The sequence below is a fragment of the Micromonospora sonneratiae genome (assembly GCF_042679305.1).
Classification (GTDB): Bacteria; Actinomycetota; Actinomycetes; order Mycobacteriales; family Micromonosporaceae; genus Micromonospora_H; species Micromonospora_H sonneratiae.
Genome location: NZ_JBHTMP010000007.1, coordinates 112,260 through 126,739, shown reverse-complemented (window position 1 = coordinate 126,739; position 14,480 = coordinate 112,260). Strand labels below are relative to the sequence as shown.

General features: G+C 69.8%; 14 protein-coding genes. 6 read left to right on the top strand and 8 right to left on the bottom strand.

The annotated features are described in order from the left end of the window. Positions 1 to 2: 2 nt before the first annotated feature. The 7 genes from ACFQ4H_RS06865 to ACFQ4H_RS06835 form a co-directional block, all read right to left on the bottom strand. Positions 3 to 614 (bottom strand): hypothetical protein, encoded by a 612-nt coding sequence (locus ACFQ4H_RS06865; protein WP_377568158.1) that lies wholly within the window; start codon positions 612 to 614, stop codon positions 3 to 5. Then, entirely contained in the window at positions 611 to 1,792 is a 1,182-nt protein-coding gene (locus ACFQ4H_RS06860) for a peptidoglycan DD-metalloendopeptidase family protein (protein ID WP_377568156.1), read from the bottom strand. Before ACFQ4H_RS06860 ends, ACFQ4H_RS06865 begins: the two co-directional genes overlap by 4 nt. Then, the gene (locus ACFQ4H_RS06855; RefSeq protein ID WP_377568154.1) at positions 1,789 to 2,343 is read right to left on the bottom strand and encodes a hypothetical protein; all 555 of its coding nucleotides are present in this window, start codon (positions 2,341 to 2,343) and stop codon (positions 1,789 to 1,791) included. The genes ACFQ4H_RS06860 and ACFQ4H_RS06855 overlap by 4 nt, the downstream gene beginning before the upstream one ends. Next, on the bottom strand, positions 2,340 to 4,265 hold the full coding sequence (locus ACFQ4H_RS06850) for an MFS transporter (protein WP_377568152.1): 1,926 nt from the start codon (positions 4,263 to 4,265) through the stop codon (positions 2,340 to 2,342). The genes ACFQ4H_RS06855 and ACFQ4H_RS06850 overlap by 4 nt, the downstream gene beginning before the upstream one ends. A gap of 1 nt (position 4,266) precedes the next feature. Continuing rightward, positions 4,267 to 7,857, bottom strand: a complete 3,591-nt coding sequence (locus ACFQ4H_RS06845) for an ATP-binding protein (protein ID WP_377568150.1) — start codon at positions 7,855 to 7,857, stop codon at positions 4,267 to 4,269. A gap of 133 nt (positions 7,858 to 7,990) precedes the next feature. Next, positions 7,991 to 8,353, bottom strand: coding sequence for a hypothetical protein (locus ACFQ4H_RS06840; protein WP_377568148.1), 363 nt, complete (start codon positions 8,351 to 8,353; stop codon positions 7,991 to 7,993). Positions 8,354 to 8,366: 13 nt separating this feature from the next. Continuing rightward, the gene (locus tag ACFQ4H_RS06835; protein ID WP_377568146.1) at positions 8,367 to 8,681 is read right to left on the bottom strand and encodes a hypothetical protein; all 315 of its coding nucleotides are present in this window, start codon (positions 8,679 to 8,681) and stop codon (positions 8,367 to 8,369) included. A gap of 364 nt (positions 8,682 to 9,045) precedes the next feature. Here ACFQ4H_RS06835 and folP point away from each other — a divergent pair, with 364 nt between their 5' ends. The 6 genes from folP (at position 9,046) to ACFQ4H_RS06805 (ending at position 13,433) form a co-directional block, all read left to right on the top strand. After that, positions 9,046 to 9,870: a dihydropteroate synthase gene (folP, locus tag ACFQ4H_RS06830; protein ID WP_377568251.1), complete on the top strand. Its 825-nt coding sequence runs from the start codon at positions 9,046 to 9,048 to the stop codon at positions 9,868 to 9,870. Further along, entirely contained in the window at positions 9,867 to 10,235 is a 369-nt protein-coding gene (gene folB, locus ACFQ4H_RS06825) for a dihydroneopterin aldolase (protein WP_377568144.1), read from the top strand. The genes folP and folB overlap by 4 nt, the downstream gene beginning before the upstream one ends. Beyond that, the gene (gene folK / locus ACFQ4H_RS06820; protein WP_377568142.1) at positions 10,232 to 10,759 is read left to right on the top strand and encodes a 2-amino-4-hydroxy-6-hydroxymethyldihydropteridine diphosphokinase; all 528 of its coding nucleotides are present in this window, start codon (positions 10,232 to 10,234) and stop codon (positions 10,757 to 10,759) included. The genes folB and folK overlap by 4 nt, the downstream gene beginning before the upstream one ends. A gap of 90 nt (positions 10,760 to 10,849) precedes the next feature. Beyond that, positions 10,850 to 11,323 (top strand): DUF3180 domain-containing protein, encoded by a 474-nt coding sequence (locus ACFQ4H_RS06815; RefSeq protein WP_377568249.1) that lies wholly within the window; start codon positions 10,850 to 10,852, stop codon positions 11,321 to 11,323. A 187-nt stretch (positions 11,324 to 11,510) separates the two neighbouring features. Next, the gene (locus ACFQ4H_RS06810; RefSeq protein ID WP_377568140.1) at positions 11,511 to 12,992 is read left to right on the top strand and encodes an ABC transporter permease; all 1,482 of its coding nucleotides are present in this window, start codon (positions 11,511 to 11,513) and stop codon (positions 12,990 to 12,992) included. A 132-nt stretch (positions 12,993 to 13,124) separates the two neighbouring features. Then, positions 13,125 to 13,433 (top strand): hypothetical protein, encoded by a 309-nt coding sequence (locus ACFQ4H_RS06805; RefSeq protein ID WP_377568139.1) that lies wholly within the window; start codon positions 13,125 to 13,127, stop codon positions 13,431 to 13,433. Here ACFQ4H_RS06805 and ACFQ4H_RS06800 read toward each other — a convergent pair. Then, a complete protein-coding gene (locus tag ACFQ4H_RS06800; protein ID WP_377568137.1) occupies positions 13,392 to 14,480 on the bottom strand; it encodes an ABC transporter ATP-binding protein in 1,089 nt (362 codons plus the stop codon). The two genes, ACFQ4H_RS06805 and ACFQ4H_RS06800, sit on opposite strands and share 42 nt — an antisense overlap.

Below are 14,480 nucleotides of genomic sequence, written 5' to 3'. Positions count from 1 at the left end.
CCCTACTCGAGCCACAGAAGATGGACCGGGACCTCCAGAGTGGTCGGCGGCTGCCCGCTCCACGCCCAGCGGTACCAGTCCAGTTCTCCGGTGACGCGTACGCAGATGTCCCCTTCCGCGCCTGAATAGACCTCGGTCACGGCCCGCAGATCGCGGTGTTCAGTGCCGTCGACGATCTGTACCACCCGTCGGCCGGAGATCGAGTCGACCTCCATCGCCGGCAGCGGTGCCCGGTGCACCGGCGCATCGAGCGACACCAACCGGGCCAACAGGTCGGAACGGGAGGCGTCCGCAGTCGTGTCACGGGCGTCGCCGATGGTCTCGACCCAGACCCGGTCGGCGGGTACGAGCGGGGCGAAGACCTCGACCTGCTCGGCCTCGGCCCGGTACCACTCGTGCTCGGGAATGACCGGTACGTAGGTCCGACTGCCCTGCACGACCCGTTCATCGGCGCGTAGATCCGTACGCCAACCGAGCCCGGGCAGGCCGACCAGGACGCGCCGTCCCCGCAGCTCCACCCGGCCACTGGCCGCAACGGGAACGATCGGCCGGGGCGGGCGAGGTACCCAGTCCGGCTGGTCAGCGAACGGATCAGGAACTGGATCGAACGTCATTGCCTGGAGGGCCGCCCGCCGGCCCGTAGGGGGGCTCCCCGCTCCCGCATGAACGGCACCGGATTGGTGGCACCGTGTTTGCTGCGGTCGCCGTTGAGATGCACCTCGAAGTGCAGGTGCGGCCCGGACGAGTTGCCGCTCGACCCGACTTCACCGATCACCTGCCCAGCCTGCACCATGTCGTTCTTGCTGACCCGGGGCTTGCGGATCATGTGGCAGTAGCGGGTGATCACCTTGCCGGCGTGCAGGATGTCGACGTACCAACCACAGCCACCCTTGCCGGGGTAGCCGTCGACGTCACAGCTCAACCGACCCCGGTTGTCGGGATCGCACCTGGAGACGACGACACGGCCGGTGGCCGCAGCCCTGATCAGGGTTCCCTTCGGAGCGGCGATGTCGACGCCCTGATGGGCCGGGCGACTGGCGGAGCGGAAACCGGAACCGACGCCACCCGTAATCGGAGCTGCCCATCCCGAGGCGGCGATGTCCGCGTTCTTGTCGGCACAACGCAGACTCTCGCTGTTGGCCACCGACGCCGCCCGGGCCGCGCCGTCAGCCAACGCGTTCACGATCTGGATCGCGATCGCCTCGTGCTTCGCGTAGGCATCCGGGAAGGCACTGCGCTGTACGCGTTGGGCAGCCGAGGTCAGCGGTCTGGTCTGCCAGTTGCCTACGGTGCGTAGCTTCTCGTAGAACTTGCGCGCGGCGTAGGCCGGGTCCTGTAGCTGGGCCGGGGTGCCCCAGCCCTGACTTGGGCGCTGCTGGAACAGCCCGACCGAGTCGTGGTCGTTCCTGGCACCGAGATGCGGCAGGTTGGACAGGGATGACTCCTGCATTGCGGTCGCGACCGCGATCACCCAGCCCCGCGGTGGGATGGACATCTCCTTGCCTACCTTGATGATGATCGCCGCGTTACGCATCTGGGTCGGCCCGTATGGGCCGATGCGGGGAAGTTTGCCGTTCACGTCGACCACGCCACCCTCGCCGCAGCCGAGGGATGCTGCCACCGGACTGTTCTCGCTCTCGTTGCTGAGTTCGGTGAGGGCAATCGCCCCCATGCCACCGGTGCAGCAGAGCAGGGCCAGTGCACCGGTCAGTGCCAGTGCGAGCGCGGCACCGGGACGTCTTGGTCTACGGGGCGGTGGGACCGACCCGGAGTCTTCCGTCACGTCGGTCATGACCGCTCCCAGTCCACGGCGTCGACCAGCCACTGTCCGTCCTGGGAAACCAGTTCCAGCCGTAGCCGGCCCGAGTCGACCAGCATCGTTACCTCCACGAAACCCTCGGTCTGCGGGATGAGGACCGGCTCGCCGGTGAGCCGGTCAGCCGGTACGGAGATCGGGTCGACATCGGTCATCTTCTCGGTCAGCGCAGGTGTGGAGAGTGGCCGTAGGCCGGCGTGCCACTGCTCGGCGGTCACATCCCGATGTGCCAGCCAGGCCAGGGCGAACCTACGGGCGACGGATGCGGGAGTTGCTGCACCCGGACTCGTGACCGGCGAGGGCAGCGCCGTGGCGATGGCTCCGTCATCACCGGCGGTCGGGTCGACCGTGGTGATCGGCTGGTCCGGCCGCCCCATCAGATCCGAACCGGCGTCGATCGGGCCAGCGAGGAGTCGTGCGGCTCCGATGATGCCGAGGACGACCACGGCGATCACCAACGCGACACCGAGCCGGGAGCGCAGAAGGCGGGTGGCGAGGAAATCGAAGGCACGTTTCACACCACTCACCTCGCCTCGGAGCGCACCCGGGGAACTGCCCTCGGTTCCGACTGCTTGACGGAATCAGGCCGGTAGACGACGAAGGAGGGCGCCTCTTCCGGTACGTCGGGTGCGGTCCACTCGGCGGGCCTCCGGCGACGGACCCGTGCCGGGCCGGTGGCTGGGCGGGCTTCGGGGCGGTCCGTACCGGACGTGCTCTCCTCGGCCGACCGTTCCCGTGCTGGCCGAGAAGTGTCGGCGTGGCTCGGATCCTCGAGCCGTGCCTCGGGACGGAGCCTGGTCTGTTCCGCCACCACCGCACGACGTTTGCTGCCGGGCTCGGCGGTCGCGCCCGGCTCGGCCACGTTCAGCTTGGCGGCCTCCCGCATGTCCCGGAAGAACCTACGGTGCCAGGAACCGGCGGAAGCGATCGCGGCGGTACCGTCCTTGCCGCCCATCTGCGTGATGCGTCGGTACGGACGCAGCAGCAGCCAGCCCACGACACCGCAGAGCCAGACCAGCACCACCTGCAGCCAGCCAGGTAGTGATGGTGTGCTCATCACCAGGTCCACGGCCAGCAGGTAGATCGCGGCTCCGGTGCCGAAGATGGCGATGTTGAACACCGCCGCGATGACCGCGTTCGCCAGTCTGCGCAGGCCGGCACTGGCCGGGCGCATCAGTCCGACCGTTCCCAGTACCGGAGCGGCGACGACGGCCCACCGGAAGATCAGGAAACCGAGGAGGACCAGCAGGGACGCGGTGAGGTCGAACATGGCGAAGAGGATGGCGGCCAGTACGGCGATGAATCCGGCGCCGACCCGGTCCATGTCCCGACTGCCCTGAAGGTATTCGTATGCCTCGGGATCCTCTGCCTTGATCTGTTTGGCCACCTTTGCCCACTGCTGCTGCTTCGCCTTGATCGTGGCGTCTCGGGTGGCTGGGTTCTCACGCAGCTTTTGGGACTCTTCCCAGGACAGTGACTTTGCGTCGTACAGCGCGAGGCCGTACTTCTTGGCGGTTTCACTGTCCGCAGAGCCGAGCACCCCCCGCAACCAGTTGCGGTAGAGCATGCTCTCGGTCGAGGTGTCGCTGGCCCGTACCGCCGGTGGCCGGTGGTCCTTGCAGGCGTCCGCGTTCGGGTCATCACATTCGCCGATAGGGGCGTCCTTGGCGCGGGGACCGACGGCGTCGTGTACCACGCCGAGCGTGGAGATCAGGGCACTGTCCGCCATGTTGGCCGACTTCACCGGCCAGGCAGCCAGGGCGGTTACCGCGACCATGACAAATACGGCCCAGCCGGCGGTGGTCATCGCGTTGCTCATGTCGGACTGGCGGGACCGCCAGAGCAGATAGAGCCCCACCACGCAGAGCGTGACGATGCCGAAGACGCTGAAGACCTTCTCGTAGATGGCCTTGGTCGCCTGTTCGACCAGCGGGTCGGCCCAGCCCCACATGCTCCGGGCATCCCAGGCCCGCTCGCGCAGTGCGTTGGAGGCACCGATGATGGCGGTGGCGAACATGAACTCGCCGTTGGCCACCATCGTGGTGACCTTGTAGTCCGGGTGCAGCACCGTCGAGGCGCAGCCACCGACGTCGTACGTCGTGTAGCTGTATCCGGCGTACCCGTAGTCGCTGTAAAGCCCCTTCGGCCCGGGTTTGGTGGACGAGTCTGGTCGCGCGGCGAACCAGCCGGCGAGCCCGGAATCCGGGGTGCTGGGAGTGGGCGAGGTACGGCACTCCATCTCGGATGCGGTGAGGTCCTGGAGGCGGTCCACGCAGGAGCGGAAGTCGGCCTGCCACTCGGCCGTGGTGCACAGCTCGGCCTTGGCGCGGGTGGGTACCGGGGCGGCCGAGGCGGGGGTGGGGGCGAAGAACGGCCAGGACACCGTAGCCACGGCCAGCAGGCCGATGGCGAGAATCAGAGCGGTGATCCGGCCTCCGGCCCGGGCCATCTCACGCCTCCAGGTCCGCGATGCTGGCGGGCAGGGTCGACTGGGTGGCTGTCGCTGTCGTCGGGGTGGTGTCGAGATAGTCGAGCAGCCCCTCGACGTACGACACGTCCACCCGTACCTTTTGCACCCGCCCGTCCACGTCACGCATGACGAACTCCCGGAAGCCGAGCCTCGAAGCCGATGATGAATCCACACTAGACAATGAAGCAAGCGTTGCCTCGTAACCGTCGTCGACGGGTACCCGGAGCAGGCGGAGCGCTTCGGATGCGATCTCGCTGTCCTCGGCGATCCGGCCGACGAAGACGGTGGAGACCAGGTTCTGTACGTCCAGCCCGAGGATGTCGCGTGGGTTCTGCGACGCGACCAGCGCCGAGAGGTTCCACTTACGGGAGTCACGGGCGAGCCGGACCAGGAAGGAGCGTCCGGAGCGCCAGCCCTCCATGAAGTGGGCCTCGTCGAGCCCGACCATCTTCCGTGAACTCATCGATCCGCCGTAGCAACGGCGTACGGCCAGCCGGTGCGCGGTGTGCAGCATCGGCAGGGCCAGGGCCTCCTCAGCCGACCAGTACTCCCGCTCGATCTTCAGGTCGGGTAGCCGGAGCCCGGCCATGGTGATGACCGTCAGCGCGGCGTCGGCCCCGAGCAGCCCCTCCGGCGGACGGCCGAAGAACAGCAGCGCCAGTGGCATCTCGGCGGTGTCGAGGAGCAGGTTCGCCAGTTCCCGTCCGGCGTCGTCGTCCAGCCCGCTCAGACAGGCGACCACGTCGTCCAGAGTGGAGGTTTCCTCGGCCGGCACCTGTCGTACCGCGTGTCGGAGCAGAGTTGCCGTGGACGCCTCCCGGGCGACCTGCGGCGGCACCAGCATCATGCAGATGTCCTGTACGAGCATCCGCCGCTCGGCCCGGGCGTTGGAGACGGAGATCTCGTACTCCCGGTCCCCGGCGGCCCCTGTCGGGAACTCGGACCGCAGCGGGGTCGGGATCAGCGAGTACGGTGCCAGCGTCCCGTGTTCCGAGCCGGTGAGGTTGAGCACCCGCGAGTACGGTCGCAGCTCGGGCATCGCGCAGAGCCGGGCCAACGGGCCGGACGGGTCCAGCAGGGTCACCTGCACCCCGCGTCGGGCGGCCAGGTAGCCCAACGCGCCGAGCAGGGTCGACTTGCCACCACCCGGTTCGGCGACGAAGACGGCGAGACCGGAACGCTCGCGTACCTCCATCGGGAAGTGGAGATCGAGGAAGACCGGTCGGCGGCAGGTCCCGGCGGTACGACCGATGAGGTCGCCGCGCCGGTCGCCGACGGTCGACGCCGCCTGGGGCAGGGCCGCGGCCAGCAGGTTGACCGGCATCCGACGGATGTAGCCGGTGTTGGCGATCGGTTCGCCGGGGATGAACTCCCGGGCCAGCCAGTCCTGGTTCTTGGGGTGTTGTAGGGAGATCCGTAGCTCACGTGAATAGAGCTGGATGAGCCGGCGGGCGCGTTCGAGGCATTCCTCCCGGGTGCGTCCGCCGACCGCGATGCGGTGCCAGCCATGGGCGCGGGCGGAGTCCACCGGGAGTCCGGTGGTCATCTCGTCACCGATCACCAGGGCACGTTTGGCCAGTCGTTCCAGTTCCGGTGGCGCGTCGATGCCGTGTTCAGCGTAGTCGAGCTGCTGGGAGCGGATCATCCGTAGCCGGTGTTCCAGGTTACGGAACGAGTCGTTGGGGCCGAGGATGTCCACCCGGGTGGAGAGTTCCATCGGCCAGGGCAGGCGTTCGTGGAAGTGCAGCCACGGCTCGTGCCGTTCCGGGATCTCCAGCGGTTCCATCCGGCCGACCGCGAGTACGGCGACGTGGCGTTCCTCGCCGGTCATCCGGTTGACGAGTTTGAGGGTGGAGCCGTACGGGGTGCGGTACCGCTCGACCTGCTCGGTGAGGGCCAACAGGTCGCCGCGTTCCCATCTTCCACCGGTGACCGGGGACAGTGAGCCGGGCGGTGCCATGCACAGGGCCACCGAGCGGTAGAGCAGCCACTCCAGTTCCTGCGGGGTGACCTGTCGGCCGCGCATGCCGAATGCGCCGAGCACCTCGTCGAACTGCTCGACGGTGCGGCCCAGCTTGCGGCGCTCACCCTCGGCGACCCCCCGGCCGAAGGTACGTAGCAGCCGTTCGGAGAGCGAGTTGCCCAGTGACCGGCGGGCGAAGGTGACACCCAGGTAGGTCTGGCCCTCGGCGTGGTTGACCGAGAGCAGGTGGCGCTGCGCGGCGACCAGATGGTCGGACCAGCTCACCGCACCGGGGACGCTGGGCAGGGGGTTCGGGGTGTACCCGTCGATGGTCCGGGCCCATTCGTCGGCCGGGAACGGCCGGGTGGTCCGGCGCAGGTGCAGACGGAATCCGGCCAGGCCGGCGTACTGCTCGGAGATTGCCGAGAGCAGCGCTTCCCGTTCGGCGTCCGGGCGGAACGCCCAACGCACCTCGGGCAGCCAGTACCAGGCGGTGACCGTGTTGGGGGTGAAGGTGAGGTGCCCCGCGATCTCGCTGATCGCCAGCTCGATGGCCGGGTCGCGGTCGCGGAACTTCACCTTCGGCGCGCGGACCTTGACCGGTTTCGTCGCCCCCTTGGCCGGTGCCTTCGACTTCTTCCGCGACGGTTCGGGGGCACGGGCCGGGGGCGGATGCTCGGCCTGGTCGGCGGGCCCCGGTCCCGGGGCTGCCGGGGCGTACGCCGCTGGCTGTCCGGTCGCCTGCCCCGGGGCGTAACCACGGGTCGGCTCGGGGGCGTAACCGCGGGTCGGTTCGGCCCCGTAGCCGTCGGCTCCACGGCTCGGCTCGGGGTCGGGCTGCCCGGGTGCCAGGGCCGGCTCGGGTCGTACGGGTGCCTCGGTGGTCACGGGCACCGGGGCGACGACCGGTGCGGCGGCTGCCGGTCCGGCCTCCGGCGGCCACGTCGATCGGGTAGCCCTCTGGCCGGTGGCCCGGCTGGCCGGCTCGCTGGTCGGTGGTGCCTGGTCGGTGTTCGTGTGCGGCGGGGTGGCCTGCCTGGTCGTGTTCTCACCCCAGCCAGCTCGGCGCGGGGCCGGTGGGCTGGCCGTGACCCGCTGTGGGGGTACCCGGGTGGGTGGCTCGGTGGCGCGGGTACGGCTGGCCGGGGCCGGCGGGTTGGTCGTGACCCGTTGTGGCGCGACCCGGGCGGACGGATCCGCAGCGCCCGCCCGCATGGGTGGCTCGGCGGACCGTCCCCGGGGGGGCGGCTCGGCAGCGCCTACCCGGGTGGCCGGTTCGGCAGCGCCTACCCGGGTGGCCGGGCTGGTGCGGGACCGTCCGCCGGCGAAGAGATCGAGGAAGGGGGAGTCGATGTCGGGGTGTTCGCTGTTGCCCAGGCTCCGTGCCTCGGTGACGGCCGGTGACGCAGAGCGGGACCGGGCCGGTGGTTGGGGTGCCTTGAACACCGCCACCCCACCGTGTCCCGGGCTGGTGACCAGGGACGGGTCAGCCGAGGGGTCCTCGTCCGAATCGGCGTACTGGTAGTTGATCGATCGCACACCGTGACCATTGCGGTCAGCCGGTCTGCCGGCCGGGTTGTGGGGACCCGGCTGAGAGGGGCGAGTCATGCCATGGCCTCGCTTGGCGGCGTGGTTTGCAGTGTCTGATACGACAATGTGTTCATCTGCCCGCCTCGCTTCGCTCCGCGCGGCCGTACCGACCGCGTCACGCCGAGCCTGACGACTCGCCCACTGGGTTGCTTCATGCCAGTTCCTCCCGGACCCGGATGCGGGTCGCGACCAGTCGGGGGTCGCGCTGCTCGCGCGCCGGCTCCCGGGTGCGCCGCCAGTCGGTCAGCGCGGTGCGGATGACCATGCGGGCGGGCCGGTCGGGGTCAACGTGGCGGAAGATGAAGGATGTCGTGACGATCGCCAGTGCGATCTCCCAGGCCGGGAACAGCTCGACGTTGAGCGTGAACAGCCAGTGGATGAACATGAAGAGCGGTACGAGCAGGATGAACAGGCCGTATTGCGCGTAGGGCAGGTGCACCGGCAGCGTGTATCCGGGCGGCCCGAGGTAGACCAGACGGGCCCGGTAGATGTCGTCGTCGGTGCGCAGCCGCATCTCGTGCCCGCGCCTATTCGAAGATCAGGTTGATGAGGTAGTCGCCGACGAAGAACAGCGTTGCGGCGCCGGCGATGAAGGCGAGGCCGATGATCGCGATCGCTGAACTGGTCAGCACCTTGGAGATCTCACCGCGGCTGGCCCGGCCGATGAAGATCACGCCGAGGACGGCCAACAGGATGGGCGCGATCTTGCTGGCGAAGAAGGTTACGACGTTCTCGGTGTTGATGCCCTCGGGAGCTGGCTCTGCCACGGGAATGAGAGCAAGCGTGTTGAGGGCGTGCGTGACGCTGGTCCACGCCGTCTCCACGAACTCCATGGCGATCATTGGAACCTCCCCAAGGCGCGGCTGGCGGAGCCGCGGCACTGCAGTTGTCTAGCCCTGTCGGAACACCGAGTCGGACGCGGTGTCATCTGACCCTGCGTTTCGAGCGCGCCACCGATGGTGACGCTTTCTGGGCGTTTTCTCCCGCTTCGGCCCATCCCCTCAAGCTTCGCCAACTGGATGTCGCGCAACTGCAAAGCGTACGGGCCGCCCCAGGATCGAACAAGCTGCGAAAAGCGTCACCCGATGGGGCTTTCGGAGGAACGATCGTACACCTGTTCTAGTCGATGGGGCTGGCGTGCGGCGCAACGCAGATAGGTACCGTCTAGCCGTGACTGAAGTGCTGAGATCGGACTCGCCGGTCGTGATGGGCATCCTCAACATCACGCCCGACTCGTTCTCCGACGGTGGGCGTTACACCGATCTCGACTCTGCCGTACGGCATGCCATGCGGATGCACCACGACGGTGCGCAGCTGATCGACGTGGGCGGCGAGTCGACCCGTCCCGGCTCCGACCGGGTCGATGCGCAGACCGAGTGCGCGCGGGTCCTGCCGGTGATCCGCGAGTTGGCGGCGGCCGGGGTACCGATGAGCATCGACACTACCCGGGCGAGCGTGGCCGCCGCCGCGCTGGCCGCCGGCGCGACGGTGGTCAACGACGTCTCCGGTGGGCTCGCCGACCCGGACATGGCCCGGGTGGTGGCCGACGCCGACTGTCCCTGGATCCTGATGCACTGGCGGGGACACTCCAAGCGGATGGGCGAACTGGCCAGCTACTCCGACGTGGTCGCGGACGTCAGGGCCGAGCTGGCCGAGCGGGTGTCCGACGCCCTCGCCGCCGGTGTCGCCGCCGAACGCATCGTGATCGACCCGGGGCTCGGCTTCGCGAAGCGACCGGCCGACAACTGGCGGCTCACCGCCGGGCTACCCGAACTGTTGACGCTCGGCTTTCCACTGCTCTTCGCCGCCAGCCGCAAGTCGTATCTGGGCGCGCTGCTGGCCGATCCGGACGGTACGCCCCGACCGACCGGGGAACGGGAGGCCGCGACCATCGCCACCAGCGTGCTGGCGGTGGCGGCCGGAGCCTGGGGCGTACGGGTCCACGACGTGCGTGGCACCGTCGATGCCCTGGCGGTGTGGCAGGCCAGCGGCCGTCCCCGGCTCGTCGCGACTGTGGCAGGTTCCCGATGACCGACCGGATCGTGCTGACCGGGCTGCGGGCGCGCGGCCGACACGGTGTCTACGACTTCGAGCGTGCCCAGGGGCAGGACTTCGTCGTCGACGTGACCCTGGAACTCGACCTCGGGCCGGCGGCCCGCTCCGACGACGTGGCCGACACCGTCCACTACGGGGAACTGGCCGGTCGGTTGGTGGCCATCTTGACCGGTGAGCCGGTCAACCTCATCGAGACCCTCGCCGAGCGGCTGGCCGCCGCGTGTCTGGCCGACCACCGGGTCGGGGCGGCGACGGTGACCGTACACAAACCGCAGGCCCCCATCCCCCACGACTTCACCGACGTGGCGGTCACCGTGACGCGGCGGAGGGCGGTCCGGTGACCCGGGCGGTGCTCTCCCTCGGCAGCAATCTCGGCGACCGGATCGGTCACCTCCGCGGTGCCGTCTCCGCGCTGCGGGACGTACTCCTGGTGGCCTCCGGGGTGTACGAGACACCGCCGTGGGGCGATGCCGATCAACCGGCGTACCTGAACGCGGTGGTGCTGGTCGGCGACCCGACGGCGACCCCTCGGGCCTGGCTCGACCGGGCCCGGGCGATCGAGGGGGTGGCCGGTCGGGTCCGGGACCCGGCCCGCCGTTTCGGGCCACGCAGCCTAGACGTCGACGTCATCGCGGTCTGGGACGAGGACGGGCAGCCCGTACTCAGTGACGACCCTGAACTGACCCTGCCGCATCCACGGGCCCACCTGCGGGCGTTCGTGCTGCGTCCATGGATCGACATCCAGCCGTACGGTCAACTGCCCGGTCACGGCTGGCTGACCGACCTGATGGGCACCGATCCGGTGGCCACGGACGTGCTGGACCTGCGCCCGAGAGCCGATCTGCCGTTAGAGTCGACTGGATGAACGAGCGTCGTGCGCGCGTGAGCAAGGCGAGGCGGTGACATGATCGAGCGACAGTCCCCGCCGCGTGGGCCAGCACCGGGTCGACCCCGGATGGGCCCGACCCGGCCGGCCACCCTCGTGGTGTTCGGGCTGGGTGCGGCCGCCCTGGCCTGGCTGCTGATCAGCGCCGTCTACTACGAGCAGAACTTTCCCCCGCTCCCGTGGCTGCCCGCTGTGACGATCGTCGGGCTTGCCGTGCTCGAGGGGTACGCGGCGATGAACACCCGGGCCCGGATCGACCGTAGGCCGGGTCGGGAGCCGGTCGATCCGTTGGCAGTGGCCCGCTTCGCGGTGCTGGCCAAGGCGTCGTCGCTGGCCGGGTCGATCTTCGCCGGGTTCTACGCGGCGATCACCGGCTGGCTGATCATCGAGCCGACCCGGGCCGCCTCCAGCGACGTTCCCGCAGCGGTCGCCGGCCTGGTCGCCTCGCTGGCGCTGGTGGCGGCGGCGCTCTGGCTGGAACGGTCCTGTCGGGTGCCGGAGCCGCCGGAGGAGGAGCAGGAGCCGGGCAACCGACGCGGCTAGCGGTCGATGGAATTCGTTCGCCAGCAGGGGGTGACGCTCGGACGCAGACCCGGGTACGGTGCCTGCGACCGGGCTGAATCCGAGAGGTCTACGGATCGGACGCCGGTCGAGTGCGGCCGTTCTGGGTTCCGCACACCGCCACGAGACTGCGAATGGTCGGCTGAGACGACCATGGGAGGCGTGCGACATGGCGTACGACGAGTCGATCTATCGGCCGCGTGACCCGGACCGCACGGACCAGTTCGATGTGGGCGATCAGGACGACCCGTGGCACGACCCCGGTCCGGAACCCCGCAGTGGCCAGCGCCTCCGTGGCGAAGCGTCGTACCAGCAGAACAGCGGCTACCGGCCGGCCCGGCTTCCCGCCGAGAACCCGTCCGGGACCCGACAGTGGGGTGAAGCGGACGAGTCGGAGGCCGGACAACCGCACGGATCGACGTCCCGGCACCGGGCAGCCGCCCAACCTGGCGAGCCTGCCGCTCAACCTGGCGGGTCGTCCGGGAATTCCGGGGGACCGGCCGCCCGATCCGATCCGGAGGACGAGTACCCGGCTGGCCCAGCCGGTGATGGGTCCGGCCGGGACCGGTTCGGGGTCCACATTCTCTGGGAGACCACGCTGCTTCTTGCGGTGGTGGTGTTGGCCTTCCTGCTCTTCCGAGCCAGCCCGGAGACGCTACGCGGGGCGGCACTCGACTCGTTGCTGGTCACCGGGGCAGCACTCGGCCTGCTCGTCCTCGCCGCCGGCCTGAGCCTGCGAGCAGGTGCGCCCAATCTGGCGATCGGCCCGGTCGCGATCGCCTCGGCGGTGCACCTGGCCGAGAACGGGGACCGGGGCATCGTCACCGCCATGTTGCCGGCGACGGTCGCGGTCCTGGTCATCGGCCTGGTGACGGCGTTCGTGGTGGTGGGCCTGCACGTGCCGGGCTGGGCGGCCAGCCTGGCCGGCGGTCTGGCGGTCATCGTCTTCATCCAGCAACGGACCGGTCCCGTACAGGTGCAGGGCGAATTCGATCCCACCCGGACAGCCATCCACCTGTTCGCTGGATTCGCGGCGGTGGCGCTGCTCGGTGGGGTGTTCGGTGCCATCAGAACGGTTCGGCACGCGGTCGGCCGGTTCCGTCCGGTCGCCGACCCGGCACGGCGCCCGGGCGGGGTGGCCGCGTTCTTCACCGGGACGGCGATCGTGGCCTCGATGCTCCTCGCGATGCTGGGCGGTGCGCTGATCGCCACCAACGGGGCCGGGACGGTGACCCCGACCCCGGGCATCGAGTGGACCGGTCTGGCGGTGGGCGTCGCGCTACTGGGGGGCACCAGCGCCTTCGGCCGCCGGGGCGGCATCTTCGGCACGCTGTTGGCGGTCGTCCTCCTCACCCTGTTCAACGCGTACGCGGATGATCAGGAATGGCACATCTCACGGTTTGCCGTCGCCGCCGTCACCCTGGCCGCCGGGCTGGTAGTGACCCGGCTCGTGGAGTCGTACGGGGTGGCCCGGCCCGGTCCCGAGCTCGACGCGCCGCCGCCCGCCGAGGAGGCGTGGACGCCCGGCCCCAACTGGCGTACGGGTACGGAGGACCGGCCGGAGCCCTGGTCCACCGTCCTGCCCGTCCAACCCGTCGAGCATCGGCCCGCCCCGTGGAGCACCGACCGCTGGGACTCGGCCGAGCGTTGACCGGTACCACTCGGCCGAGCGTTGACCGGTACGGCTCGGCCAGGTGTCGACAGCTACGGCTCGGCCGAGTGCCGGCGGGCCGCCCGGCGACTCGCCGTGCCGGGGCGGATGCCGACGGCTAGGCTTTGCCTCATGACCGAATCGTCATCCGGGCGCCGGGTTGGTCCCACCTTCGCCGAGCTGGACGAGCTGTCTACTGAGGATCTCCGGGAGCGCGCCTTCGCCCTCGCCCGCGAGCGCCGTGACCTGGGATTCTTCTGGGAGCTGTTGCAGCGGCTGCCGAACTCCGACGAGGCCGAGGCGCTGGACGGGGCACCCAACTCGATCGGGCCGACCATCGACGAGGCGGTGGCGCTGTTTCGCGAGTTCACCGGTCACGGTTACGAGGAGTCCGAGCCGCTACTGCGGGCGGCCTTCATCGACTATCTGATGAAGCACTGACCCCGTTGGGCCGCCGCCCGGGTTCGGGACGGCCGAGCTGACGTCGAGATCGAGGACCCGGTGTCGGGTCAAGACCCCTACCGGCCGGTCGCCGTCGAGGACCAGTGCCCGGTCGGCGGCGGCGGTGAGCAACCCGGCGAGCGCGTCGTAGAGCGAGGCGCCGAGCGGCACGGTGGGCAGGTCCGTACCCGTGCCGTTGGCCGGTAGGGGGGCCAGCAGCTCCCGGGTGACCGGTGTGACGGCGAGCCGACGGATGCCGCGATCAGCCCCGACGAACTCCCGTACGAACGGAGTGGCCGGTTCGCCGAGCAGGGTGGCCGGCGGTGCGTACTGTTCCAGCCGCCCGCCCTGCGACAGCACCGCGATCCGGTCACCGAGCCGGACCGCCTCGTCGAGGTCGTGGGTGACCAGCACGATCGTCTTGCGTACCTCGGCCTGTAGCCGCAGGAACTCCTCCTGGAGCCGGGTCCGCACGATCGGGTCCACGGCGGAGAACGGCTCGTCCATCAGCAGCACGACGGGGTCCGCCGCCAGTGCCCGCGCCACCCCGACCCGCTGGCGTTGACCGCCGGAGAGTTCGTGCGGATAGCGGCGACCGAACTGGCCGGGATCGAGACCCACCAGGTCGAGCAGTTCCGCCGTCCGGTTCCGGATGCGGTCCCGGGACCAGCCGAGCAGGCGCGGTACGGTGCCGACGTTGGCGCTGATCGTCTGGTGGGGAAAGAGCCCGACGTTCTGGATCACGTAGCCGATCCGCCGCCGTAGTCGGACCGGGTCGGCCCGGGTGATGTCCTCGTCGTCGAGCAGGATCCGTCCGGAGGTCGGCTCGATGAGCCGGTTGATCATGCGCAGCACAGTGGATTTACCGCAGCCGGACGGACCGATGAGGACGACCAGTTCGCCGGCCCCGACCTCCAGGCTCAGTTCGTTGACCGCCACCGTGCCGTCCGGGTACTGCTTACGGATCCCGTCCAGTCGGATCGCCGAGGCGCTGGCGGCCGACGTGCCGGGCACAGCGGTAGCGTCGGTCGTCGGGGTAACGTCCAC

What these genes read in the sequence shown, in the direction of transcription:
- ACFQ4H_RS06865 (WP_377568158.1), bottom strand. Translation starts at nt 614, where the DNA reads ATGACGTTCGATCCAGTTCCTGATCCGTTCGCTGACCAGCCGGACTGG.
- ACFQ4H_RS06860 (WP_377568156.1), bottom strand. Translation starts at nt 1,792, where the DNA reads ATGACCGACGTGACGGAAGACTCCGGGTCGGTCCCACCGCCCCGTAGA.
- ACFQ4H_RS06850 (WP_377568152.1), bottom strand. Translation starts at nt 4,265, where the DNA reads ATGGCCCGGGCCGGAGGCCGGATCACCGCTCTGATTCTCGCCATCGGC.
- ACFQ4H_RS06845 (WP_377568150.1), bottom strand. Translation starts at nt 7,857, where the DNA reads ATGACTCGCCCCTCTCAGCCGGGTCCCCACAACCCGGCCGGCAGACCG.
- ACFQ4H_RS06840 (WP_377568148.1), bottom strand. Translation starts at nt 8,353, where the DNA reads ATGCGGCTGCGCACCGACGACGACATCTACCGGGCCCGTCTGGTCTAC.
- ACFQ4H_RS06835 (WP_377568146.1), bottom strand. Translation starts at nt 8,681, where the DNA reads ATGATCGCCATGGAGTTCGTGGAGACGGCGTGGACCAGCGTCACGCAC.
- folP (WP_377568251.1), top strand. Translation starts at nt 9,046, where the DNA reads ATGGGCATCCTCAACATCACGCCCGACTCGTTCTCCGACGGTGGGCGT.
- folB (WP_377568144.1), top strand. Translation starts at nt 9,867, where the DNA reads ATGACCGACCGGATCGTGCTGACCGGGCTGCGGGCGCGCGGCCGACAC.
- ACFQ4H_RS06815 (WP_377568249.1), top strand. Translation starts at nt 10,850, where the DNA reads ATGGGCCCGACCCGGCCGGCCACCCTCGTGGTGTTCGGGCTGGGTGCG.
- ACFQ4H_RS06810 (WP_377568140.1), top strand. Translation starts at nt 11,511, where the DNA reads ATGGCGTACGACGAGTCGATCTATCGGCCGCGTGACCCGGACCGCACG.
- ACFQ4H_RS06805 (WP_377568139.1), top strand. Translation starts at nt 13,125, where the DNA reads ATGACCGAATCGTCATCCGGGCGCCGGGTTGGTCCCACCTTCGCCGAG.